Source organism: Brevibacillus sp. YAE8 (assembly GCF_057543335.1).
The window spans coordinates 384,347-405,253 of record NZ_BAAIYG010000002.1; the positions used below are offsets into that span (position 1 = coordinate 384,347).

Consider the following 20,907-nt stretch of genomic DNA (forward strand, 5'->3'; position numbering starts at 1 on the left):
TGTCATCGTTGAAAATCGGCTGCTCCGCCTCTTCCGGTAGGTCGGCTGCAGGCTGTCAAATCTTTCTTTTCCTAATTATCCATTGACATGCAACCATTCGGTTTCCTATACTACAAAAAGCGAAACGTTTTGGTTTCATTTCCATGCGCAAACTAGGAAACTACTTTACTGATACGGAGGCGTATTCATGTCCAACACTATTCCTGATATCGTTCAGACACAAGTTTTCAACGCTCCCTTGCAACAAGTTTGGGACGCGGTCGCTACAGCAGACGGGATTGCCGCTTGGTTCATGCCCAACGATTTTCAGCCTGTAGCCGGACATGCCTTTACCATCCATTCCCCTTATGGCGATTCGCCTTGCGTCGTGCAGGAGATTGATCCGCCAAACCGTCTGGTGTTCAAGTGGGGAAAAGACTGGGTCATCACTTTCGCCTTGAAAGATTTGGGCGAAACGACTGAATTTACGCTGATCCATTCCGGTTGGTCGCCAGATACTGTGACCGAGTTCGGCGAAAGCCATGCAGTCGTGCGCGACCGAATGAACCAGGGCTGGGATTCTTCCGTGCTGCCTAAACTGAAAGAGTATGTGGAAGCGTAAATGAGCAGCTCTACTGCCAAGCACGACGTTTTTCAAGCCATCGCCGATCCGACGCGCCGCAAGCTGCTGCAATTGCTGACCGATCAGGAGATGCCCGTGACGGCCATCAGCCGGCACTTTCCGATCAGCCGCACAGCCGTTTCCAAGCATTTGCGCATATTGTCCGAGGCCGGACTGGTCAAGGAACAGCGCGTAGGTCGCGAGACGAGGTATCGGATGCAGCCCGAGCCGCTGGAAGAGCTGAAAAGCTGGCTGTCCTACTACGAGCGCTTCTGGGACAACAAGCTGAACGCCTTGAAGCGGTTGGTAGAAGCGGAGCATTCCGAGGAGCTTCAGCCTTCCGGGCCGCGGCTGGTTGAACGAAAGCAGGACGAGCAGTAGAAAACCTGCCCTTCTGGAAGCGAAAAAAAGGATAGGGAGCGTAGCATTCGTGCCGCGCCTCCCTATCCTTTTTGCTGATTCGAGCTTGCAAGCCGAACGCTTTTTCTCCAAACGAAACGATCGCAAGCGTCGGCCCTGACGTGTACAGCACAACCGACAGCAGCACGCTCTCTCGCAACAAATGCGCCAAACGGCTTGGCGCCGCCCGCAGTTCGCCGCCAAGATCGAGCGTGACGACAACCCGTTTGTCAATCGGCAGCTCCAGCCGCTTGCGGCAGTCGTGGATGCCCCGCCCCAGCACGCGGCCGCTTAGAAATAGTCATTGTATAATTGTCGCTGCTGTTCCTCTGCGATGCTCTGCAAGTCGTAGGCGTTAATGCGAAAAAACTGATAGTCGCCTTGATCCGCTTTTTTCGCGGCGAGCTTGCTTAAAAACTTCGGGGAGCCTTCGTTTTCTTCATCGTAAACTAACAAAAGACCGTCTGAATGGGAGAGCAAAAATTTGTCTTTCTCCTGAAGTTGCCAAACACCCTGGTAAGGCGTTTGATAGACGCTGTTGATATAGTCGGCTTGCCTTACAATATTTCGGTAGTAATCCTGTGTTTCTTCTTTCCACTTTTCCTCTTGGTTCAAAAACGGAGTAATGACCGCCAGCTTTAGCTGGGGATACTCCTTTTTTAATTCGAGAACCGTTTCGGCTGCCCACATTTCTACCCCGAGTTGGCCGGATATGATGACCCATTCCAGCTCTTCCTCCAGGAGTCTTGCGAGTTCCCGCCTCAGTGCTGTCTTGATAATCGCCAGCCCCGGATTTTTTTCATTGAATATGCCAAGCTCGTGAGCCTTGTATCCGGAAACCAATAAACGTTTTAACATCATGCCACCTCTGGTTTCAAAGAAGCTCTAGCAGAAAATAGTTTTTTTCACTCGACGATAGTTAGATTATAGCTGATGCATTTGCGTTTCTGCTCGTCTTTTATCGGGAGATCCCCCGTCTGAAAAACGCAAAAATCCCGCCCCCGCAGGGACGAGATTTCATCTCGCGTTGCCATCCTTGTGCGGAAAACCATCGCCACGAGAAGACGGAACAACCTTTTTTACGCCGCCACCCGCTTCATGCTGCGTCGGCTCTCCATGCGCGACAGGAACAGGCTGAGCACGAGAACGATTGCCCCGAACAAATACGGCGCGTTCACATGCATGCCGTACAGCGTACCCGCCACTGCCGGGCCGAAAATGTTGCCCAGGCTCATGTAGGCGTTGTTCATCCCTGCCACAAACCCTTGTTCATCCCCGGCCCGCTTGGAGATCAGCGTATTGATCGCCGGGCGCATGATCGACGTCAGCGTGAAGAACAGCACCGTCAGGACGAGCATATACCAGAAATTTCCTGATAACAACATCAGCACCATCGTCACGGCCGAGCTGAAAAACGTCCAGTTGATAAGCTTCTTTTCCCCGAAGCGGGTAATCAGCTTCCCGATCAGCATCGCCTGCACAATCGTTCCAGCCAGGGCGCCCACGGTGATGATGATGGAGATGTCGCGCGGCGTGTAGCCGAACTTCGCGTCTACGAAGAGCGGGAAGATCACTTCAAAGTTCGCCAGTCCAAAGGTCATCGTAAAAATCAGCACCAGCATGATGAAATACGACGACTGAAACGACTTGCCGAGCTGCAGGAAAATGTTTTCTTTCTTCGCCTCCGACTGGCGAGCTGCCAGTTGCTTTTCTTTTGGCAACGACTCAGACAGAAACAGCAAGGAGCCGATCGTCGCCACGGCACCGACCGCCGCCGAAATATAAAACGGCATCCGCAGTCCAAGCTCGGCGAGAAAACCGCCGATGCCCGGCCCGATCACGAATCCGAGCGACATCGCGGCGCCGAGCAGGCCCAGCCCTTTTCCCCGCTTGTCTTCCGTCGTGATGTCCGCCACGTAGGCGAGCATGGAAGGAATCATCGAAGCTGCCCCGATTCCCCCGATCAGGCGGGAGAGGTAGAGCACCCACGTATGCTCGGCGAGGGCAAACACAAGGTTGGAGATCGTAAACAGCACCAGGCCGGATACGATCATGATTTTGCGGCCGTATTTATCCGACCATTCTCCCGCGATCGGCGAGAACAGAAACTGCGTCAAACCAAATGCCGCCACCAGGTAACCGGCGGTCTTCCCGCCTGCCCCAAATTCCTTCAAAAACTCGGGCAAGATCGGAATAATCAAGCCAATTCCCAGCATGGCAATAAACATGTTTATCATGAGAAAGAGAATCGGTCGCCCGTTACTCTCCGCGTTACTCGTATTCATTTATCCAGTCCTATCCATTTGTATTTTTGTTTTTTCAGGCTGTAAGCTTCGCCTTCACGCTTTCGATCACAGTGCGCCACACGGCCGGGTCAGTCGTAATCTGCTCCTTGAACGTGCGGTACAACTGCTTTTGCTTTTCTTCAAAATCAGGCGCATCGGCCGCAGGGAGCGTTGCGCGAGCCGTCGTAATCATCTCCTGCACCTCCGGCGAGCGAGGTCCCCATACACAGGCTTCGTTTCCGTCCTGGTCGAGAAAAATGAACATCGGGATCGCCCGCGCCGTGCCGTTGGTGAGATATTGGTCCATCAGCTCCAGGTTTTCGTCGCGGATGAGGAAGCGCAGCTCGATATTGCTTTCCTCGGCGATGCGCTGGATGACCGGAACGCACAGGGCAGCATCCCCGCACCAGTCGGCAGTCAGCACGACGCCTTTCCAGTTGCGAGCGGACAGCTCCTTCCAAAACGCCAGGTCTTCCTCGGTAAACGCAAGCTGCTCGTAGACGCGTCCCAGCTCCTGCTGGTTGACGTTCATGCTCGCGCGATACTCGGCAAAGCTCATTCCTTTTTCAAACCAGATGCTCTGATTCACGGTAGACATCGTCGGTACTCCTCCCCTGTATGAAAAAAAGTTATTGCTCCCAGATTGCAGAAGTTCCCAGGCGGTTTCGCGCGGAAAAGCTTCTCGTCTTGCGGCTTTGTCTTTCTGACGCCGTTTGTTGTTTTTCCTGCAGCTTCGCGGTCAGCTCCATGAACCACGCTTTGTCTTTTGTCACGAGCGCCAGCTCGATCAGGTCATGCAGTTGTTCCAGGTCGTCAAAGGTGCCTGTCGACATGCGCTCCAGCCGTTGCAGCGGAATGGCCGCGAGCCTGCCGATCGCCTCTTCGTTGTCACTCTTGACTACAAAAACGTGCGCAATGCCCCGCGATGAATCGACGGTTTCCACGAAGCCTTGCACCAACTCGCCATGCTTGGACTTGCCCATTACCCACTCGCTACTTGCCAGCATCTTTTCCCGATTCATTCGAACGCACCACCTTAAATTGTAGTTAAAAAAGTTACAGTTTCCAGTTGAAAATGTTGCCTGCCTACTGGCGATCCTGCCCTTGACACTGGCCCTGTCCCTGACGAACTTTATCCAGAACCGTCTGGATCGTAAACTGCTCCAAATATTTGGTGTAGTACAACTCCGCTTCCGTAAAAATCTGATCCATGACGCCATGCATGTTGGCAGACACGAGGCACGCTTCCTTCGGGTCGCCCGAGCACCAGTGCGGCTTCAGCGTCCCTGTCCACATCGAACGGTAAATCGCGGCCAAGGTCACGTCGCCGGGGTCGCACGCCAGCATATAGCCGCCCCCTACGCCCTCTTTTGTCTTCACGAATCCGTTTTTACGCAGAATCCCCATGATTTTGCGAATCCTCGCGGGATTGGTGCATACATTTTGTGCAATAAGCTCACTGCTTGCCATATGTCCCGGTAGATGAGCCAACAAAGCCAAGCTGTGAACAGCAATCGTAAACTCACTATTCACGTCTGAGACGGCCCCTTTCGCAAGAGTACTGTAATCTTAATTCTTACAGTTCTGAATGTCAATAACTGTTGGAGGCGTAATTGTTTTCGCAAATGTATGGATAACTGCTCCCGCGGCTGTAGGCGCAACTGCACTCTCGGCTGTCTTTTGCTGCTGTTATCCCTGGCCATGCCTTTGCCTGGGGTGCGCAGCGCCAAAAAGAAAAGGAGGCGGAAAAATCGCCTCCTGTCTATCGCGTCTCCCCGCGCATGCGAGCGCTGCTTGCTTTTCGTGCCAGCTTCGCGGTATCTTCCTTTGTTCTATAGCGGCTTCACCAGCAAAATCTCGTCGCGAATCGGAATCCCGTTGTCTGCGACGAGCGGGATTTCCGGCTTGATCGCCCGCGCTTTTTCCACGGCATTCGCGTACAGCGCGGACAACTGAAAGCCCCGGCGCTGGTAAAAGCCCATCGCGTGCAGGTTGTCGTTGGTCGTCACCAGCTTCATGCGCAGGCAGCCGTGTTCCCGCGCTGTCTGCTCCGCTTTTGCCAGCAGCTTGGAGCCGATCCCTTTGTTCTCCGCCAGGCTGTCCAAAGAAATAATCTCGCACTCCTTGGCCTCCAGCACGTAGCTGACGTACCCCTGGATCGCGCCGTCTTCGCCGAGGACGGCATACCCGTCCAGCTCGTCACAGCGAAAGACGCCGCTCGATATAACCATTTGCGGGCTGCCCCAGTTCACGGTAAAAAAATCCGCAATAACGCTTTTCGGCAGCTCGCTTGCTGCTACGATTTTCATCGCTGTCACCTCGTGGGCTGAACTGTAGTTTGGAAAAAAGCCCCCCCGCTGGCTGAACCGCAGGGAGAGCTTCCATCCGCTTTGCCGCTTACGGGCGCACCTTCAGCAGCACTTTTCCCGTGCTCTGCCTGCTCTCCACCCAGGCGTGGGCGCTCGCTGCCTCTTCTAGTGAAAACAGTTTGCCGATCTTGATGTCGAGCTTGCCTTCCGCCAAATAGCCAATGACCTGTCGGGCCGTATCTTGCAAAAGCTGCGGGCGCAGCTTGCGCGTCGTGCCGAAGCTGAAGCCGAGCACCGAGCGGCAACTCGCGTGCAAATCGAGCGTGCGAATCTGTCCGATTTCCCCGCTCACATTGCCGAAATGCACGAGCCGGCCGTACCAGGCGAGGCACTCCATGCTGCGTTCGCTCACCTGTCCGGAGATCGAGTCCAAAATGACGTCGGCGCCCGCTCCATCCGTCAGCTCCCGCACTTTTTCCACGAAATCTTCCTTGTCGTGGCAGATGACGTAATCCGCCCCCGCCTGCAAAGCGACCTCTGCCTTGGCCGAACTGCCGACCGTCCCGATGACGCGCCCCGCTCCCAAAAGCTTCGCCAGTTGAATCGCAGTTGTCCCGATCCCTCCTGCCGCAGCGTGAATCAGGACCGTTTCGCCTTTGGCGAGACGGCCGACTTTTGCCAGCAGTTGATAGGACGTAAACGACACAACCGGGCAGGCAGCCGCTGTTTCCGTGCTGATCTGCTCGGGAATCGCGAATGTCAGCGCCTCTTCCGCAGCCACGTATTCGGCGTACGAGCCGTTCGCCGGAAAAGCGATGACGCGCTGTCCTACTTGCAAGCCTTTTACTTCGGAACCGATCGCTTCAATCACCCCTGTCGCATCCAGTCCGGGAATAAACGGCAGCTTGGCTGCCCCTTTTTTGCCGTAGCGCGATTTGATGTCGGCAAAATTGACGCTCGCCATGTCTACGCGAATGAGCACCTGCGTAGACGAAATGGCTGGCAGCTCGACATCCGTATATATCATCTTTTCTGGACCACCCAACTCTGTTACCAAAACCGCTTTCATGAAAAATCCCTCCCAGCATGGTTTGTGACCGGAGGCAGTCGGCTTCTGTTGCCCGGGCGTCCTTGCTGCTCGCAGGCCGTTTTCGAGCCATTCCTCCCACTTGAGAAGCGTGGGGCCACCCCAATTATTTCCCTATCTTTTGCGGATTCCCTTCCCATCGGCTATTTCATCGCCGCTGTGACAGCGGACCAGGCACTAGCAAACTTGGCGGCGCCAGGCCAGTGGTGAAAACTTCATTAGAAAACTTGACGCAGCCTTAGTTGCACGGATACTGATATCCTCTCCGTACAAAAAAACCGCTCATCCAATGAACGGTTTTTTCTTGAACGCTTATGCTTGCAAAATCGCCATGACGGCCGCTTTTTTCTGCGCGTATTCCTCGTCGGTCAGCACAGGCGCACACTCGCTTCTCGGCAGCTCCACGAGCAGGTCGTGCCACGATTTGCAGCCTTGGTACGCGGCTTCAATCGGAATGACCGCCGGCTGCGCCAGCCGATACGTGCGCACGAACAAAATGTGCAGCGGTTGCTTTTTCTTCCAGTGCAAGCGCACGTCGGCAAAATTGTCCGTCCAGATGTGATGCGGCGACAGCGCGCGCAGCTTGGCTTCGTCCATCAGCTCCACATCGTCTGTCACTTCCGCAAAATACTCGATGGCGACCGTCGTTTGCTCGCTCGACCAGCCTGCAAGCGTCGCGTCCAGCAGGTGATGATACGCTGGCTTTACCATGTCGCGTTTTTGGTGCTCGTAAGTCGGATACAGGTAAAACAAATTATTTTCCAATCGGAATTCTCTTGTTTCTTCGTATAGCCCGCCCTTGCGGATCGTAATGATCTGCTCGCCTTCCCCGAGCGCTTTGACGGCGACCGCCCATTCCTTCAGGCTCAAGGGGGACAGCGGCTGTGCGATCGTCTGCATGCAGTACGGCTCCCTTCTTTTGTCAGAATCGTTTAGTGACTTTAGTCTAGCTTAATTCCGACCCGTTGGGAAGACATTTACAACAGTTGATTCACATGCTGCATGGCAGCCGTCAGCCGCTGCGCGTAATCTCCCGTGATCGTCACGTAGGAGATGCCCCGTTCGTCCAGCATCCGGCACAGCTTTTCGTGATTGTCCCAGCGCACCTGCTCTGCTCCGTGCACCCGCAGACCGTCATCGACCCAGGCAACATCCGGTTCCAGGAGCAGCCACAGATCGTACTGTTGCTCGCGGGCGATCTCGTCGAGCACCGGGAAGCTGTGCCCGGTGTACAGCTCGGAGTAAAACTGGGTGACAACCGCCTCCGTGTCGATGAACAGCAGCTTGTTGGCTTGCTTGCCCGCCTCGTACTCCTTCATTTTGTGGGCGTAGGCGATGTGCGGGAAATACTCCTTCGTCAAGATCGTGTCGCAGCCGCCTACTTCCTCGCAGATCGTGCGGCCGTACTCCTCGACAAACACCGTGTTGTACATTTTCGCCAGGTAGCGGGTCAAGGTCGACTTGCCGCAGCTTTCCGTCCCGACTACGACGACTTTTTTCACAAAAGACGGCCGGACTACCGCCGGGATGTGCTGCCAATGGGCAAAAACGCCTTCGCTTCTGATCTGCGTCGCCGAGATCGGCACCTGGCTGCGCGCCCCGTCGATCACGACATGTTTGGCTCCGGGATACAGGCGGCGAAAAATCGGGTCGTACGACGGCTCCGAGCTGAAGACGAGATCAATCGGCCTGCCGATCTTGCGCTTGATGTCGGCGGCCCCCGCCTCCCAATCGTACGTCTCGTCGCTGTCGGCCCGATCCTCGACCGCTACCACCCGCACGTTTTCCTGCCGCGCCGAATGGTCGTAGATGGCAAACACGATGTCGTCAAACAGCTTCGCGTACTCTTCGTCGAGCAGCACTTGCGCAAAGTAGTCGGCCACGTCTTTTGCCTGGTTGCGGAAAACGCCACAGCCGTACGCGCCCAGTATGACCGTCCGGTTCCCGTGGATCGCGGAGGCGCGCAGCACCTTGCGAATGCGCTCCTTCATGACAGGTCCGATCTGCCCTGCGTTTTCCGGCTCGCGCTCGCGGACGACTCCCGCATTCACGGCCGGAGCGGTGACGAACGACAGCAGGTACGGCTGATCCAACAGCCCGGAAGCGCGCGCCAGGCTCTCTTTCTGTGCCTGGCTTCCGCCCAGAAACCCGCCGCCGGGATTTTTGGCCGAAGCGAAGTTCAAGCATACAGTGTTCTCGCGCTGTTCGCGCACGATGAGCCGTTCGGCTGCGCCCAGGCTCGATTCGGCTGTCACCTGGATCGTGGCACGCCCTGTACGCGCCGGCATCGGCAGCGACTCGGCGCCGAGATCGTCCGGCCGATACAGACGCGAATGGCGGATGGCGGCAGATTGCTCCGCGGCGAAGCTGACTTTTTCCCCTCTGCGATTCACGTAGAAGCCTTGATCCAATAGGCCAAGCGTCTCATGCGCCGTTTTGGAGCGACGGTCGCGATTGTTTCCTGGATTCATGATTTTTTCCCCCTTGCAGGAACTATGTCTGATCCATCCACGCCGGGTTGAAGCGGTAGTATTTGGATGGCCGATGCCCTGCATGCTTTCTGTATTGATTCGTTTCCAGCACCTTGTCTGCCACCTTCCGGCGAAACGCCGCGGCGAGCAGCTCCTTGCCCAAAATGACTTCGTACACCTGCTGCAGCTCGCCGAGCGTAAACAGCTCCGGCATGAGAGCAAAGGCGATATCCGTGTATTCGATCTTGCCGCGCAGCCGCTCCAGCGCGTACTGAATCATCTTGGCGTGATCGAACGCGATCTTGTTCGTCTCCACGATCTCCCGCGTCTCTCGCACGATCCGGCCCGAGACGGTTTTCGTCACCTTGATCGTGGCCGACAGCTCCTCCCGCTCGTTTGCGAGGCGCAGCTCGACCCATTTTTCGGTCACGGTACCGTCCGGTGTCGCTGTTTTCGTCTCCTTGAGCCATTTGTCTTCGAGACGAAACCACTCGGCCTCGTCCGCATCGTCCCCCGCCTGCAAACGCAGCGCCGAGCTGTCCACCAGCGCCATGTACGAGGTGCTGATGACGCGCGTCCGCGGGTCCCGGCCGACATCTCCCCATGTGTACAACTGTTCCAGGTAAATATTGTCGAGATTCGTTTCCGTAAACAGCTCGCGCGTGGCCGCTTCCTCCAGGCTCACGTGCGGCGAGACAAACCCGCCCGGCAGCGCCCACTGACCCAAATACGGATGCTCGCCGCGCTTCACGAGCAATATTTTCAAAGACTTGGGCGAGAGCTTGCGGTAATTTTCCTCCTGTTCGTCCATCACGGTAAAAACGAGCATGTCGACAGTCACGGAAGGCCGCTCAAACTGGCTCGCGTCATACGTCCGCAAAAACTCCTCTTCGGTTTGCCCCTGTTTATTGACAAGCGATTTTTGTGTCATGGAACCACCTCTTTTGCGTCTGCGCAATGTTACAGATGTTTTGTTATTAACAAATTGTTATTATCATTTTGTTTACATCATAGTACTGCTTCTTTGTTTTTGGTGTCAAGCAACAAAATGCCGGAGCTTGTTTTTTTACGCGCGGACAAAAGCCACCTATCGCTTTTGGGCACGCCAACGCAAAAAAAGCCTCTTGCCGGATGAACACCTGGCAAGAGGCTCTTCTGTTTATTGATCGTGACAGGAAAAGTTAAGCTGCGCTCGCTTGCGCTTTCACTTCACGAACGTACTGATCGGCTTTCTTTTGGTCAAACTGTCCTTCCCAGCGGGAGATGACAATTGCTGCCAACGCGTTGCCAACTACGTTGACTACCGTGCGGGCCATATCGAGCAGACGGTCTACACCAGCGATAAAGGCGAGTCCTTCCAACGGGATATTTACGGAGCCGAGTGTCGCGAGCAATACGACAAACGATACGCCCGGCACGCCAGCGATCCCTTTGGACGTTACCATGAGCACGAGCATCAAGGTAATCTGGGCGCTGATCGGCATGTCGATCCCGTACATTTGCGCGATGAACATGGCCGCCAGAGCCTGGTACAGCGTTGAACCATCCAGGTTGAACGAATACCCTGTCGGGATGACAAAGGAAGTAATCGCCTTTGGACAGCCCATTTTCTCCATTTTTTCCATGATCTTCGGCAGTACCGTCTCAGAGCTGGAAGTGGAGTAGGCCAGGAGCAGCTCGTCCTTCAAAATGCGCAGAATGGCCGTAATTTTGACGCCGCTGATGCGCGCGATCGTTCCCAGCACGACGAGAATGAAGAACAGCATCGCCACGTGCACCAAAATGACCAGCTTGCCCAGCGGAACGAGTGAGGACAGGCCAAACTTGGAGACGGTCACCCCGATCAGGGCGAAAACGCCGAACGGCGCAAAGCGCATGATCGTGTTCACGACCCAGAACATCGCGTCTGCCACACCCTGGAAGAAGGCAAGGACGGGCTTTCCTTTTTCTCCGGCGGCTGCGACACCGAGGCCGAACAGGACGGAGAAGAAAATAATCGCCAGCATGTCCCCGCGGACGATGGCATCAAACACGTTTTTCGGAACAATATTCACGAATGTGTCAATCATACTGTGACTTTGCGTCGTTTCCGCAGTCTCTACATACGTATGAATATCCGTTTTCGTCAGATGGGACATGTCGACGCCCACACCTGGCTTGAACAGGTTCGCGGCCAAAAGACCGACGACGATGGCAATCGTGGTAACGATTTCAAAATAGAGGATGGTTTTTCCGCCGATTTTTCCGAGCTTTTTCATGTCGCCTACGCCCGCTACCCCGACAATCAGGGTGGCAACTACGATCGGAACGACAATCATCTTAATCAAGCGGAGAAATACATCGCCAATAGGCTGTAGATAGGTAGCCACTGCTGGATTGCCATAAAAAATAGCACCCACCAGGATACCCAGAATGAGTCCGATGACAATTTGAATCGCTAACCCAAACCGCTTCATTCTGACACCTCGCTAGTAAAGTATGGAATCTGGTTTTGACACACTATATACACACTCACCAAAATGAAGTGCTATATAGATGAAAATCATATCATGATTTTTTGGCTACTCCCCTTTTTTCTATTCTTTTTAGTTCTCTTTATTTTTTGACAATCACCGCTTTTTACCCGAAATTAGCGGGCGCATTGTGTTGCATTCTGGAAAAATGATAAAATAGGCCTAACGTTATTTGCGGACTCATTAATCAGAATGGAGTACTTTCATGACAATTCGGAAAATTCTGCTCCTGGGCTTGCTGGCCGCCATTGCCCTGTTTCTCTTGCCTTACTCCGTCCCGTTTTTGCTCGCGCTTTTGACCGCGATTTTACTGGAGCCGCTCGTCCTGTTCCTGATCGGCAAGGTCAAAATGAACCGGATGAGCGCCGTCATCGCTTCGTTTTTGCTCTTTCTCGTCACGTTCGGCATCCTGCTGTACTGGATCGCTACGCAGATCGTCATCCAGGGCATCGACCTGGCCCAGCGGCTGCCCGCCTTTTCCCAGCATCTGTTTGAACTGGTGGAGTCGTACTTGCTGAGCTGGGAAAGCTACTACGCCACTTTGCCCGCCGAGACTGTCGTTCAGATCCAGAGCGTTTTTGCCGGATTGAAAAACTGGGCGATCACGAGCGCCTCCAGTGTCGCACGAGCCATCCTGGGCGTAGCGGCCATCATCCCGGGCTTTCTCATCAGCACGATCATTTACCTCGTTGCCCTGTTTCTCATCAGCCTCGACTTGCCGCGGCTGCGCGCAGGCTTCATGCGGATGTTCACAGTATCTGCCAGGGAAAAGGTCAACGTGGTGCTCTCCCAGTTGAACCGTGCGACCGTCGGCTTTTTGCGGGCCCAGATCATCCTCAGCCTGATGACGTTTTTGCTCTCCTTTATGGGGCTGCTGATTTTGCAGGTCAAGTATGCGGCAGTCGTCGCCCTGCTGATCGTGCTCGTAGATATTTTGCCGATTTTGGGCACAGGCTCGTTTCTCGTGCCGTGGGCGGTTTACAACTTTTTGACTGGCAATACACGCCTCGCGATCGGGCTGATTATTTTGTTCCTCGTGATTACGGTCGTGCGGCGGATCGTGGAGCCGAAAGTGCTCGCCTCCAATCTGGGGATCAGCGCCCTTGCTGCGCTGGTCAGCCTGTTTCTCGGCTTTCAGGTGATGGGCTTTTTCGGACTGATTCTCGGCCCTGCCCTCGTCATCATCTACGAAGCGCTGCGCAAGGCAGGCTTCTTGAACTTCAAGATCGACTTTTGACAAAGACGCTTGGACAGCCAAGAACGCAAGCAACCGTTTCTTCCGGAACGTTTCGGGGGGAACGGTTTTTCTCTATAGAAAAGAAAACCGGGAGAGAGGGATTTGGGCATGAACAAACCATTGGCGGTTTCCCAGCGGACGATTATGACACCTGACCCCGTCGAAGCCGAGCCGAGCGTTTTGCGGGCGATGAGCTTGCAGCTTTACAGCGAGTCGGTCCGGGCGATGCTGCTGCAAGAATTTCAGATCGAGATCGCCAGCTCCTTTGGCCCGCTGAAAGGGAAAATCTGGCGCATCGAAACGATAGGCTACAGTTGCCGCAAGCAAAACATCCTGCACCTGCTCGGAGCGCTGGAGGCGGTGCTCATTCGCCACGGAGCGAGAGTGCACGCGGGACGCGTCGTTCAGGCGGCACTGAACGTCTACCTGTCGTAGCGACAAAGCAGAAAAACAGCAAAAAGCCGCCGGGATCGTCCGGGCGGCTTTGCTGTTTCAAAAGCTCCTGCTTCGTGTTTAGCTTGCGTTCTTGTTCGTGTCCAGCTCGGCTTCAATGCGAGACTCTTTGGACGTCTCGCCCATGCGCCAGTACGTAATCAGGCTGATCGCAATACAGCCGGCGACGTAGTAGTAGAACAGCGATTCGGAGCCGATGTTTTTCAGTCCGAGCGCGATGAACTCTGCGGTTCCCCCGAACACGGCAACGGTGATCGCATACGGGAAGCCTACGCCGAGCGCGCGAATTTCCGTCGGGAACAGCTCCGCTTTGACAATCGCGTTGATCGAGGTGTAGCCGGTGACGATGATAAGACCTGTCAGCATCAGCAGGAAGGCTACCATCGGGCTTTTCGTCTGCTCCATCATCAGGAACATCGGTACGGTAAACAGCGTCCCTACAATCCCGAAGGTCATCAAGAGCGGACGGCGGCCGATCCGGTCAGACAGCATGCCCGCAATCGGTTGCAGCACTACGAAGACCAACAGGGCCGTAAAGTTGATCCAGCTCACGGTCTCTTTCGGGAGTCCCACTGTGTTGACCATGAATTTTTGCAAATACGTCGTGTACGTGTTAAAAGCAATCGTTCCACCGAGCGTAAGACCGACAACCGTCAGCACCGCTTTTGGATGCTTCATCAAGGCGCGCAAGGTTCCTGCGCTCTCGCGGCTCTTTTTCTCCATTTTCGAAAATTGCTCGGATTCGTCCATCGAACGGCGCAGCCACAGTACAGCCAAAGCGCCCAATGCTCCGATGACGAACGGAATGCGCCAGCCCCATGCGTGCATGTCGGCTTCGCTGAGAATTTGCTGGAGCACGATCTGTACCCCAAGAGCCAAAAGCTGTCCGGCAATCAAAGTGACGTACTGGAAGCTGGAGTAGAAGCCGCGGCGGCCGCTGCTTGCCATCTCGGACAAATACGTCGCGGAGGTGCCGTATTCTCCCCCCAGGGACAAACCTTGCAGCAGGCGAGCGAGAACGAGAATAATAGGCGCATAAATGCCAATAGTGCTATAGCCTGGCGTCAAGGCGATAATCAGGGAACCGCTGGCCATGACCGTAATCGAAAGCGTCAGCGCTGCCCGTCTGCCGTGACGGTCGGCGTAGCGACCCATCAGCAAGCTTCCGATCGGGCGCATCAAAAAGCCGATGGCGAAGATGGCCGCTGTGTTGAGCAACTGGCTGGTCGGGTCTCCTTTTGGAAAAAACTCGGATGAAAAGTACACGGCAAACGCAGAGTAGACATACCAGTCATACCATTCGATCAGATTGCCGATCGAACCTTTGAAGATGTTTCCCGTGATGCGTCGCGAATTGGCGCGATCGTTTGCTTGATTCACTGTTCTTCCTCCTTGTTGTTGATTCTAGCCAGAAACCGTCCTGCTTCCCCGAAAGCGGAATGTAATCGGTTTCAAAACGCAATCGCAATCATAGTAAAGCAAGTTGCGTGCCAAGCTTCTTCCGCGCGGCCCACTCGTAACGACGCAGATGCGGATGACGCCCAGGTTTCTGTAGAATTTTTCGACGTGCCAGAATGTTTTGCGAAGAAAGTCTCTCAAGCAAGCGCACGCTCGCCCAGCCTTCCCCACGCAAAAACCCGGCAAAAAACTCCGTTCGATGCGGAATTTATTGCCGGGTCGATCGTTTGTCGCGTACTTTTTTTCCTCTATGGCGTTTGTCCCTGAGGCCGCGCCAGCTCGGCGTAGTATTTGGCAGCGCCCGGATGGAGCGGCACGACCAGCTCCTTGCCCGCCGTTTGCCTGTCAATTTGCTTGGCGGCTTCGTGCGCGGCTTGCAGGGCGTCGAGGTTTTCAAAAAACGTTTTCGTCAGCCGGTACACCTGCTCGTCGCCCATGCCCGAGCGGACGAGCAAGATGTTGCGAATCGCGACCGTCGGGATGGCTTCGTCGTTTTGGTAGATGCCCGGGGGAAGCTGTGCTTTTTCAAAAAAGGCAAAGCGCTTCGTCAGCTTCTCGATGTCTTCGGGCAAAATCGGCACGATCGCCACGTCATGGGTGGCTTGCAGGTCCAAAACCGCCGAATTGGGCAGGCCGGAGGTGACAAAGGCTGCGTCAATCGCGTTGTTTTTCAATTGCTCAATCGCCTCTGCGTACGAAAGGTACTCGGGCCGGATATCTTTGTACGCGATGCCGTGCTCGTTTAAGATCATCCGCGCGTTGACCTCTACCCCGCTGTTCGGCGCGCCGACGCCTACCCGCTTCCCTTTTAGGTCGTAGACCGAACGAATGTCCCGGTCCTTGAGCGTGACGATTTGCACATAGTTCAAGTACAGCCCGGCAATCGACTTCACATGCACAGCAGGCCCGCTCGCCTGAAAGCTTTCCAGGCCGCCCAGCGCAAACGAAGCGACGTCCGACATCGCAAAAGCCACATCCGCCTTGTCGCTCTCCAGCAGGTGGACGTTTTCCACGGAGCCGTCCGAGGAGCGCACCGCCGTCTTGTAGCCGAGCTGGTTATGATACACCTTCGCCAATGCTCCCCCGATGAGGTCGTAGGGGCCGGAAGCTCCCCCTGTCGCAATCGTCAAAAACGGCTGCTCGTCGCCCGAATCGGGTTGGGCTGACTCCGGCTTTGGCGTGCAGCCTGCTGCCAAAAGGGCCAGGCCGATTGCAGCGACAGCGACAGTGAGCCATGCGTTGACTGCTCTCATTCTGCACCCCGCAAATATTGCTTCAGTTTGTCGCGCAATCCCCGCTCGCTGATCGCGAGCTGTCTGGCCGTATTCAGCCGATGCCCGCCGTTTTTCTCCAGCGTATAGAGGATGTACATGCGCTCCGCTTCGGCGAGCGTCAAGCCTTCCGGAAGCAACAGGCCGCGCTCTGCCGCCTCTCTGACTGTGCCCCCGCTGCGGTTTTCGCGCACCGCTTCCGGCAGGTCGCGCGGTTCAATGACCTCATTTTCCGAGAGGGCTACTGCGTATTCGAGCATGTTGGACAGCTCCCGCACATTGCCAGGGTAGGCGTAGTGATACAGCATCCGCTTGGCATCCGGGCTGAACGTTTTCTTGCGCACGCCCATGTTGGCCGAATACAGCGCCAGAAAATGCTCCACGAGCAACGGCACATCCTCCCTGCGCTCACGCAAAGGCGGCAGATGGATCGGGATGACGTTCAGGCGGTAGTACAAATCCTCGCGAAAATTCCCTTTGGCGACTTCCTCCTGCAAATTGCGGTTCGTGGCGGAAATGATTCGCACATCCACTTCCTTCGGCTGCTGCGAGCCGATCGGGGTCACCACCTTCTCCTGGATGACCCGCAATATTTTCGCTTGCAAGGCGAGCGGCATTTCACCGATTTCATCGAGAAAAATCGTGCCCCCGTCCGACCGCTCAAACAGCCCTTGCTGCTTGGCGTAGGCCCCAGTAAACGCCCCTTTTTCATGCCCGAACAATTCGCTCTCCAAGAGCGGCTCCGGGATCGCCGCACAATTGATGACGGAAAACGCGCCCTTTTGCCGCTCGCCCTGGTAGTGGATCGCGCGGGCGACCAGCTCTTTTCCGGTGCCGCTCTCGCCTGTTATCAGCACATTCGAGTTGATGTCCTTGACCTTCTGGATCAATTGGAAAACTTTTTGCATGGCACTGCTCTTGCCGATGATGCCCGCATATGTTTCCTGCTGGCGCACCGCCTGGCTCAGCACCTGAACCTGCTGATGAAGCTGCTGGAAGGCGAGCGCCTTGCCGAGCAAAAGCTTCACTTCCTCCAGATTGAGCGGCTTCGTCAAGTAATGGTAAGCTCCTGCCTTCATGGCCTCGACGGACGATTCGATGGAGCCGTAGGCCGTCATCATGATGATGACCACATCCGGCTTTTTTTCCTTGATCTGACGCAACAGCTCCATGCCGCTCGCTCCGCGCAAATTCAGATCGAGCAAAATGCCGTCGATCGGCTCCTGATCCAGCACTTGCAAGCTTTCCTCCGGCCCGGAAGCGGTAAACACGCGGTATTCGTCTTCCAGGGCAAAGGAAAGCGACGAACAGATCGCCCGTTCATCGTCAATGATTAAAATGTTCATCGCATATCCCTCCTTTGGCAAATGTCAGGAAAAACGTGGTGCCCGTCCCAGGCGCGCTGCGCATGTCAATCTCTCCCCCGTGCTCGCGCATGATTTTTTGGCTGAGGTACAGGCCAAGCCCGATCCCTTGGCTTTTCGTTGTGTAAAAAGGCTGGAACAGATGAAGCTGCTCCTGCTCGCCGATGCCCGGCCCGGAATCGGCAATCGCCAGGCATACCGTGTGCGCTTCTGTCGGCAGCACGGAAAAAGTCAGGCGCTTGTCCTCCGAATAGGCCATCGCCTCAATGGCGTTGAGCAGCAAGTTTATCAGCACCTGCTTGATGCGGTCGCGGTCGACGAACACGTCCACAGCGAGGCCAGGCTCGACTGTGACCCGTATCCGTTCGCTTTCGATTCGTTTGGCAAAAAGCCCGAGCACGGACTGCACCAGCTCCTGCAAGTTTTCCCGTTTTCGCTGCATCGGCTTTTCCCGCGAGTAGTCGAGCAAATCTTCAATGATCCGGTTCATCCTCGCCACTTCTTCCGGCACGTGCTCCACAAGCTCTCTGCGAAAGCGCTCGTCGTTCAGCTTCTTCGGCAAAAGCTCGGCAAACGTCTTGATCGCCGTGAGCGGATTGCGGATTTCGTGGGCGATGCCTGCGACCAGCTCGCCCAGCGCCCGCATTTTTTCCTGCGCGATCAGCCGCGCCTGCAAATGCTTTTGCTCGGTCCTGTCCTGCAAGCAAAGAATCCCGCCCACCTGCTGGCCCGCTCCGTTGGTCAAGGCGGCGAGGTAGTAATGCACAATCCGGCCCGAGCCATCGCCCAGGTGCAACTCGCCTTCGAGCATGTGCCCGTCCCCCATGTGCAGCGCCTGGCGGATCGGCAGTTGAGGCAGACAATCCCATACGGATGGCTGGGCAGCCTTTTCCATTTGTCCAAGCAATTTTTGTGCCGCGTGATTGATGAGCGTAATCCTGCCTTCCCGATCAAACGACAAGATCCCGTTGTCGACGCTGTTTAACACGGTCGTCTGAAAAGCGAAGCTGTCCGCCAACGCGGCTGTTTGCCTCCGGACCGCTTTTTGCAGACGGTTGTTCCAGAAAAAGCTTCCGGCCAAGACGATGACGACAATCCCCATCACGATCAAGAGCCCGTACACGAGCTTGCGCCACCAGTCGATCGCAAGCGCGCTGTACGGCTCCAGATGCCGCGAGTAAAGCTGCTCGTACATCCCGTTGTGGTGCAGTTGGGCCAAGCCCTCGTTGAGCTTGTTGACCAGTTCGTAGTTGCCTTCGCGGACGGCAAACGCATAGTCGGACGGCGGAATCAGCCCGGTGCGAATCCGGTAGTCTTGCTGCCTGCCCGTTCCCGCAAGCACGTATTCGGCCGTCCAGCGGTTGCCCAAAAACACGTCCGCCCGGCCCAAAAAGAGCATCTCCAAAGCGTCCGGCTGGCTGAAGGCGACCAGCCGTTTGCCGCCCCGAATGTTCTCCAACTGCGCTATGCCCGCGTCGTCCCGCTGAATCGCCACGACTTTTCCGCGCAAATCGTTAATCGCGGAAATGTCCCGGATGGCTGCTGGCACGACCAGCGCGTCCGCCGCCGTCAAATACGAATCGCTGAAGTCAAACAACGTGTCGCGCGTGCTCGTATATTTCATCCCGACCACCAGGTCCAGCTTGCCTTCTGTAAGCCAGGTGACCGTCTCCTCCCACTCCAGCGGAACATACTCGATCTGATAGCCGCGTAGAGAGTCCATGCTGCGGATCAGCTCGATGTCAAAGCCTGCCGCTTCCCCGTTTTTGTCCACGTAAGACAAGGGCGGCAGCCTTTTGTCGAAGCCGACGCGCAGGATGCGCTCCTCCTGGGCCTGCGCTTCTGCGGGCGCAGCCTGTGGCCAACAAAGAATCAGTGCGAATAAAGCCAAAAGTACAGCCATCTTTTGCAAAAAACGCCCGCCTCCTTCCTCGCGCTATCGCTGTTGCCTGTCCTGTTTTGCCGATCGGTTAACAAGCTTATTATGGACGAAGCAACCAGGCTTGAAAAGAATCATGCCCGCGAAAACGAAAACAAGCCGATCCTCTTGTCCGAAAGAGAGTCGGCTTGCATTCGTTTTTTTGCCACCGTGCCTTTAGGCAAACAGGCTAATCAAGTTGCCATCCGGGTCTTTGACAATCGCATAGCGCTGGCCCCAGACGGCATCCCACGGCTCGCGGTGGCTTTCGTAGCCATGCTCGACGATTTTGGCATACAACGCATCCAGGGCTGCGGCATCGTCGCATAAAAAGGCCAGCTCGATTCTGTGTCCGCTCGCCGGCTCCCATCCGCCGTACACGCTTTTGGCGATCTCCACCGTGTCAAAAGCCAGGCGCACGCCATCCTGTGCGACTTCCACGTGCTGCTCTTCGTTCGCCTGCTCCGGGATCGCAAACCCGAGCACGCGGTAAAAGTCCAGCGCCTTTTTCATGTCCTGCACGACCAGTCCTACCATATCCAGCTTGATTCCCATTTGCTTTCCTCCTGCGTTTTCGAAGTAGTTCCCGCCATGTCGCTGCATGCGCGAGCGAGGTTCTTTCCCAACAATAGCAGACAAGCCTATTCACTTGCTTGTAAAAAACGGACAACTTCACCCGGCTGCGCCCGCGCTCCGCGCACGGCGAAAATTCCGCCCGGCGTCTCGCCGTAGTAGGCGCGAAAGCTTTTGATGACGTGCGACTGGTCGTAGTAGCCGCATTGTACGGCCGCGTCTGCAAAGGAAGCAGCCTGCCCTTTGGCGAGCAGTTGCAGCAAGCTCTGAAACTGGATGATGCGGGACAGCTCCTTCGGCCCGATGCCGAGCGCCTGCTGGAACATCCGGCGCACATTTCGTTCGCTGTAGCACACTTTTTCCGCCAGCGCCGCAACCGACAGATTCCCCTGATGCTCGTACAGATGCTGCATACAGGTCAACAAAAGCGCATTTGGCCGCATCCCGTCGCGGTTCAGGCTCTGCATCAGCAGCCGCTCCGCCCAGGCAATCCGCTGGGCCGTGTCCGCCGCGTCCAGCATTCCTTCCATCGCCCACAGCGCCTCGCTCCCCCAGAGGTCCTCCAGCAAAACGTGCGCAGCGCTGACCTCCGCCACCGGAAAGCGGAAAAAACGGTCGGCCTCCTCCACGAAAAAACGGATGCCGAACATCGCCTGCGGCTCTACCAGCGGCATGAGTTCATAGGCGGTCATCAGTCCGGTGACAAACGCGCCGCGCCCGAACGATCTCGCTCCCAGATCGAAAATGATGTCGACGCAGCCGTCCGGGATGACTCTGTGCAAAAGCGGCGTGCTCTGCCCGTGGCCGTGGAACTGCGAAGTCCAATAGCAGGCCACGTAATTCGCCAGGCTTTTGCTGGGCAAGTATTCGCGATAGCTGTACTGGTCGTCGGAGCCCGTCCCTTGCAAGATCGGCGGCTGGACTGGTTGGTATCGTCTCATCTCGTTCTCCGTTTCCGTTCGCATTTG

Annotated in this window: 21 protein-coding genes and 2 pseudogenes; 5 read left to right on the top strand and 18 right to left on the bottom strand. The window is 55.8% G+C overall.

The genetic code is table 11. The features are described 5' to 3' along the window. Positions 1-187: 187 nt before the first annotated feature. The 3 genes from AC27IT_RS04685 (at position 188) to AC27IT_RS04695 (ending at position 1,295) form a co-directional block, all read left to right on the top strand. The gene (locus AC27IT_RS04685; RefSeq protein ID WP_283858904.1) at positions 188-601 is read left to right on the top strand and encodes an SRPBCC family protein; all 414 of its coding nucleotides are present in this window, start codon (positions 188-190) and stop codon (positions 599-601) included. Further along, entirely contained in the window at positions 602-982 is a 381-nt protein-coding gene (locus AC27IT_RS04690; RefSeq protein WP_005832308.1) for an ArsR/SmtB family transcription factor, read from the top strand. Between the two features lie 181 nt (positions 983-1,163). After that, entirely contained in the window at positions 1,164-1,295 is a 132-nt protein-coding gene (locus tag AC27IT_RS04695) for a hypothetical protein (RefSeq protein WP_255320481.1), read from the top strand. Here the strand turns inward: AC27IT_RS04695 and AC27IT_RS04700 are convergent. The 12 genes and pseudogenes from AC27IT_RS04700 to AC27IT_RS04755 form a co-directional block, all read right to left on the bottom strand. After that, on the bottom strand, positions 1,292-1,858 hold the full coding sequence (locus AC27IT_RS04700) for an SLOG family protein (RefSeq protein ID WP_025844007.1): 567 nt from the start codon (positions 1,856-1,858) through the stop codon (positions 1,292-1,294). The two genes, AC27IT_RS04695 and AC27IT_RS04700, sit on opposite strands and share 4 nt — an antisense overlap. A 221-nt stretch (positions 1,859-2,079) precedes the next feature. After that, the gene (locus AC27IT_RS04705) at positions 2,080-3,285 is read right to left on the bottom strand and encodes an MFS transporter (RefSeq protein ID WP_007783707.1); all 1,206 of its coding nucleotides are present in this window, start codon (positions 3,283-3,285) and stop codon (positions 2,080-2,082) included. Between the two features lie 34 nt (positions 3,286-3,319). Beyond that, positions 3,320-3,883 (bottom strand): thioredoxin family protein, encoded by a 564-nt coding sequence (locus AC27IT_RS04710; protein ID WP_005832303.1) that lies wholly within the window; start codon positions 3,881-3,883, stop codon positions 3,320-3,322. A 31-nt stretch (positions 3,884-3,914) separates the two neighbouring features. Beyond that, positions 3,915-4,307, bottom strand: coding sequence for an IDEAL domain-containing protein (locus AC27IT_RS04715; protein ID WP_007783704.1), 393 nt, complete (start codon positions 4,305-4,307; stop codon positions 3,915-3,917). A 64-nt stretch (positions 4,308-4,371) separates the two neighbouring features. Then, positions 4,372-4,818 (bottom strand): Rrf2 family transcriptional regulator, encoded by a 447-nt coding sequence (locus AC27IT_RS04720; protein WP_487091633.1) that lies wholly within the window; start codon positions 4,816-4,818, stop codon positions 4,372-4,374. Positions 4,819-5,117: 299 nt separating this feature from the next. After that, entirely contained in the window at positions 5,118-5,594 is a 477-nt protein-coding gene (locus AC27IT_RS04725; protein ID WP_283858902.1) for a GNAT family N-acetyltransferase, read from the bottom strand. A gap of 88 nt (positions 5,595-5,682) precedes the next feature. Beyond that, on the bottom strand, positions 5,683-6,663 hold the full coding sequence (locus tag AC27IT_RS04730) for a quinone oxidoreductase family protein (protein WP_487091634.1): 981 nt from the start codon (positions 6,661-6,663) through the stop codon (positions 5,683-5,685). Positions 6,664-6,993: 330 nt separating this feature from the next. Then, entirely contained in the window at positions 6,994-7,581 is a 588-nt protein-coding gene (locus AC27IT_RS04735; protein ID WP_487091635.1) for a DUF1802 family protein, read from the bottom strand. 77 nt (positions 7,582-7,658) lie between these two features. After that, positions 7,659-8,462: an AAA family ATPase gene (locus AC27IT_RS04740; RefSeq protein WP_487091656.1), complete on the bottom strand. Its 804-nt coding sequence runs from the start codon at positions 8,460-8,462 to the stop codon at positions 7,659-7,661. Then, positions 8,457-9,152 (bottom strand): annotated as a pseudogene (locus AC27IT_RS04745) (TIGR02452 family protein); the annotation flags it as partial. The gene AC27IT_RS04740 and the pseudogene AC27IT_RS04745, both read right to left, overlap by 6 nt. A 22-nt stretch (positions 9,153-9,174) precedes the next feature. Then, positions 9,175-10,083: an NUDIX hydrolase gene (locus tag AC27IT_RS04750; RefSeq protein WP_007783691.1), complete on the bottom strand. Its 909-nt coding sequence runs from the start codon at positions 10,081-10,083 to the stop codon at positions 9,175-9,177. A gap of 250 nt (positions 10,084-10,333) precedes the next feature. Continuing rightward, positions 10,334-11,608, bottom strand: a complete 1,275-nt coding sequence (locus AC27IT_RS04755; protein ID WP_007783688.1) for a cation:dicarboxylate symporter family transporter — start codon at positions 11,606-11,608, stop codon at positions 10,334-10,336. 262 nt (positions 11,609-11,870) lie between these two features. Between AC27IT_RS04755 and ytvI the strand changes: the two genes are divergently transcribed. Together ytvI and AC27IT_RS04765 are read left to right on the top strand one after the other, a co-directional pair. After that, on the top strand, positions 11,871-12,902 hold the full coding sequence (ytvI, locus tag AC27IT_RS04760; RefSeq protein ID WP_340673555.1) for a sporulation integral membrane protein YtvI: 1,032 nt from the start codon (positions 11,871-11,873) through the stop codon (positions 12,900-12,902). 210 nt (positions 12,903-13,112) lie between these two features. Continuing rightward, positions 13,113-13,337 (top strand): annotated as a pseudogene (locus AC27IT_RS04765) (purine catabolism protein); the annotation flags it as partial. 78 nt (positions 13,338-13,415) lie between these two features. Here AC27IT_RS04765 and AC27IT_RS04770 read toward each other — a convergent pair. From AC27IT_RS04770 to AC27IT_RS04795, 6 genes are all read right to left on the bottom strand, one after another. Beyond that, positions 13,416-14,735: an MFS transporter gene (locus AC27IT_RS04770; protein WP_005835204.1), complete on the bottom strand. Its 1,320-nt coding sequence runs from the start codon at positions 14,733-14,735 to the stop codon at positions 13,416-13,418. Between the two features lie 326 nt (positions 14,736-15,061). After that, positions 15,062-16,066 (bottom strand): TAXI family TRAP transporter solute-binding subunit, encoded by a 1,005-nt coding sequence (locus AC27IT_RS04775; protein ID WP_025843997.1) that lies wholly within the window; start codon positions 16,064-16,066, stop codon positions 15,062-15,064. Continuing rightward, entirely contained in the window at positions 16,063-17,430 is a 1,368-nt protein-coding gene (locus AC27IT_RS04780; RefSeq protein WP_007783674.1) for a sigma-54-dependent transcriptional regulator, read from the bottom strand. Before AC27IT_RS04780 ends, AC27IT_RS04775 begins: the two co-directional genes overlap by 4 nt. Next, positions 17,411-19,351, bottom strand: coding sequence for a transporter substrate-binding domain-containing protein (locus AC27IT_RS04785; protein WP_431809997.1), 1,941 nt, complete (start codon positions 19,349-19,351; stop codon positions 17,411-17,413). The genes AC27IT_RS04780 and AC27IT_RS04785 overlap by 20 nt, the downstream gene beginning before the upstream one ends. 192 nt (positions 19,352-19,543) lie before the next feature. After that, positions 19,544-19,921 carry a VOC family protein gene (locus AC27IT_RS04790; protein WP_007783671.1) on the bottom strand — a complete coding sequence of 126 codons (378 nt, stop codon included), beginning with the start codon at positions 19,919-19,921 and terminating at the stop codon, positions 19,544-19,546. Positions 19,922-20,007: 86 nt separating this feature from the next. Next, positions 20,008-20,880, bottom strand: coding sequence for a DUF6597 domain-containing transcriptional factor (locus AC27IT_RS04795; protein WP_431809292.1), 873 nt, complete (start codon positions 20,878-20,880; stop codon positions 20,008-20,010). Positions 20,881-20,907 lie beyond the last annotated feature (27 nt).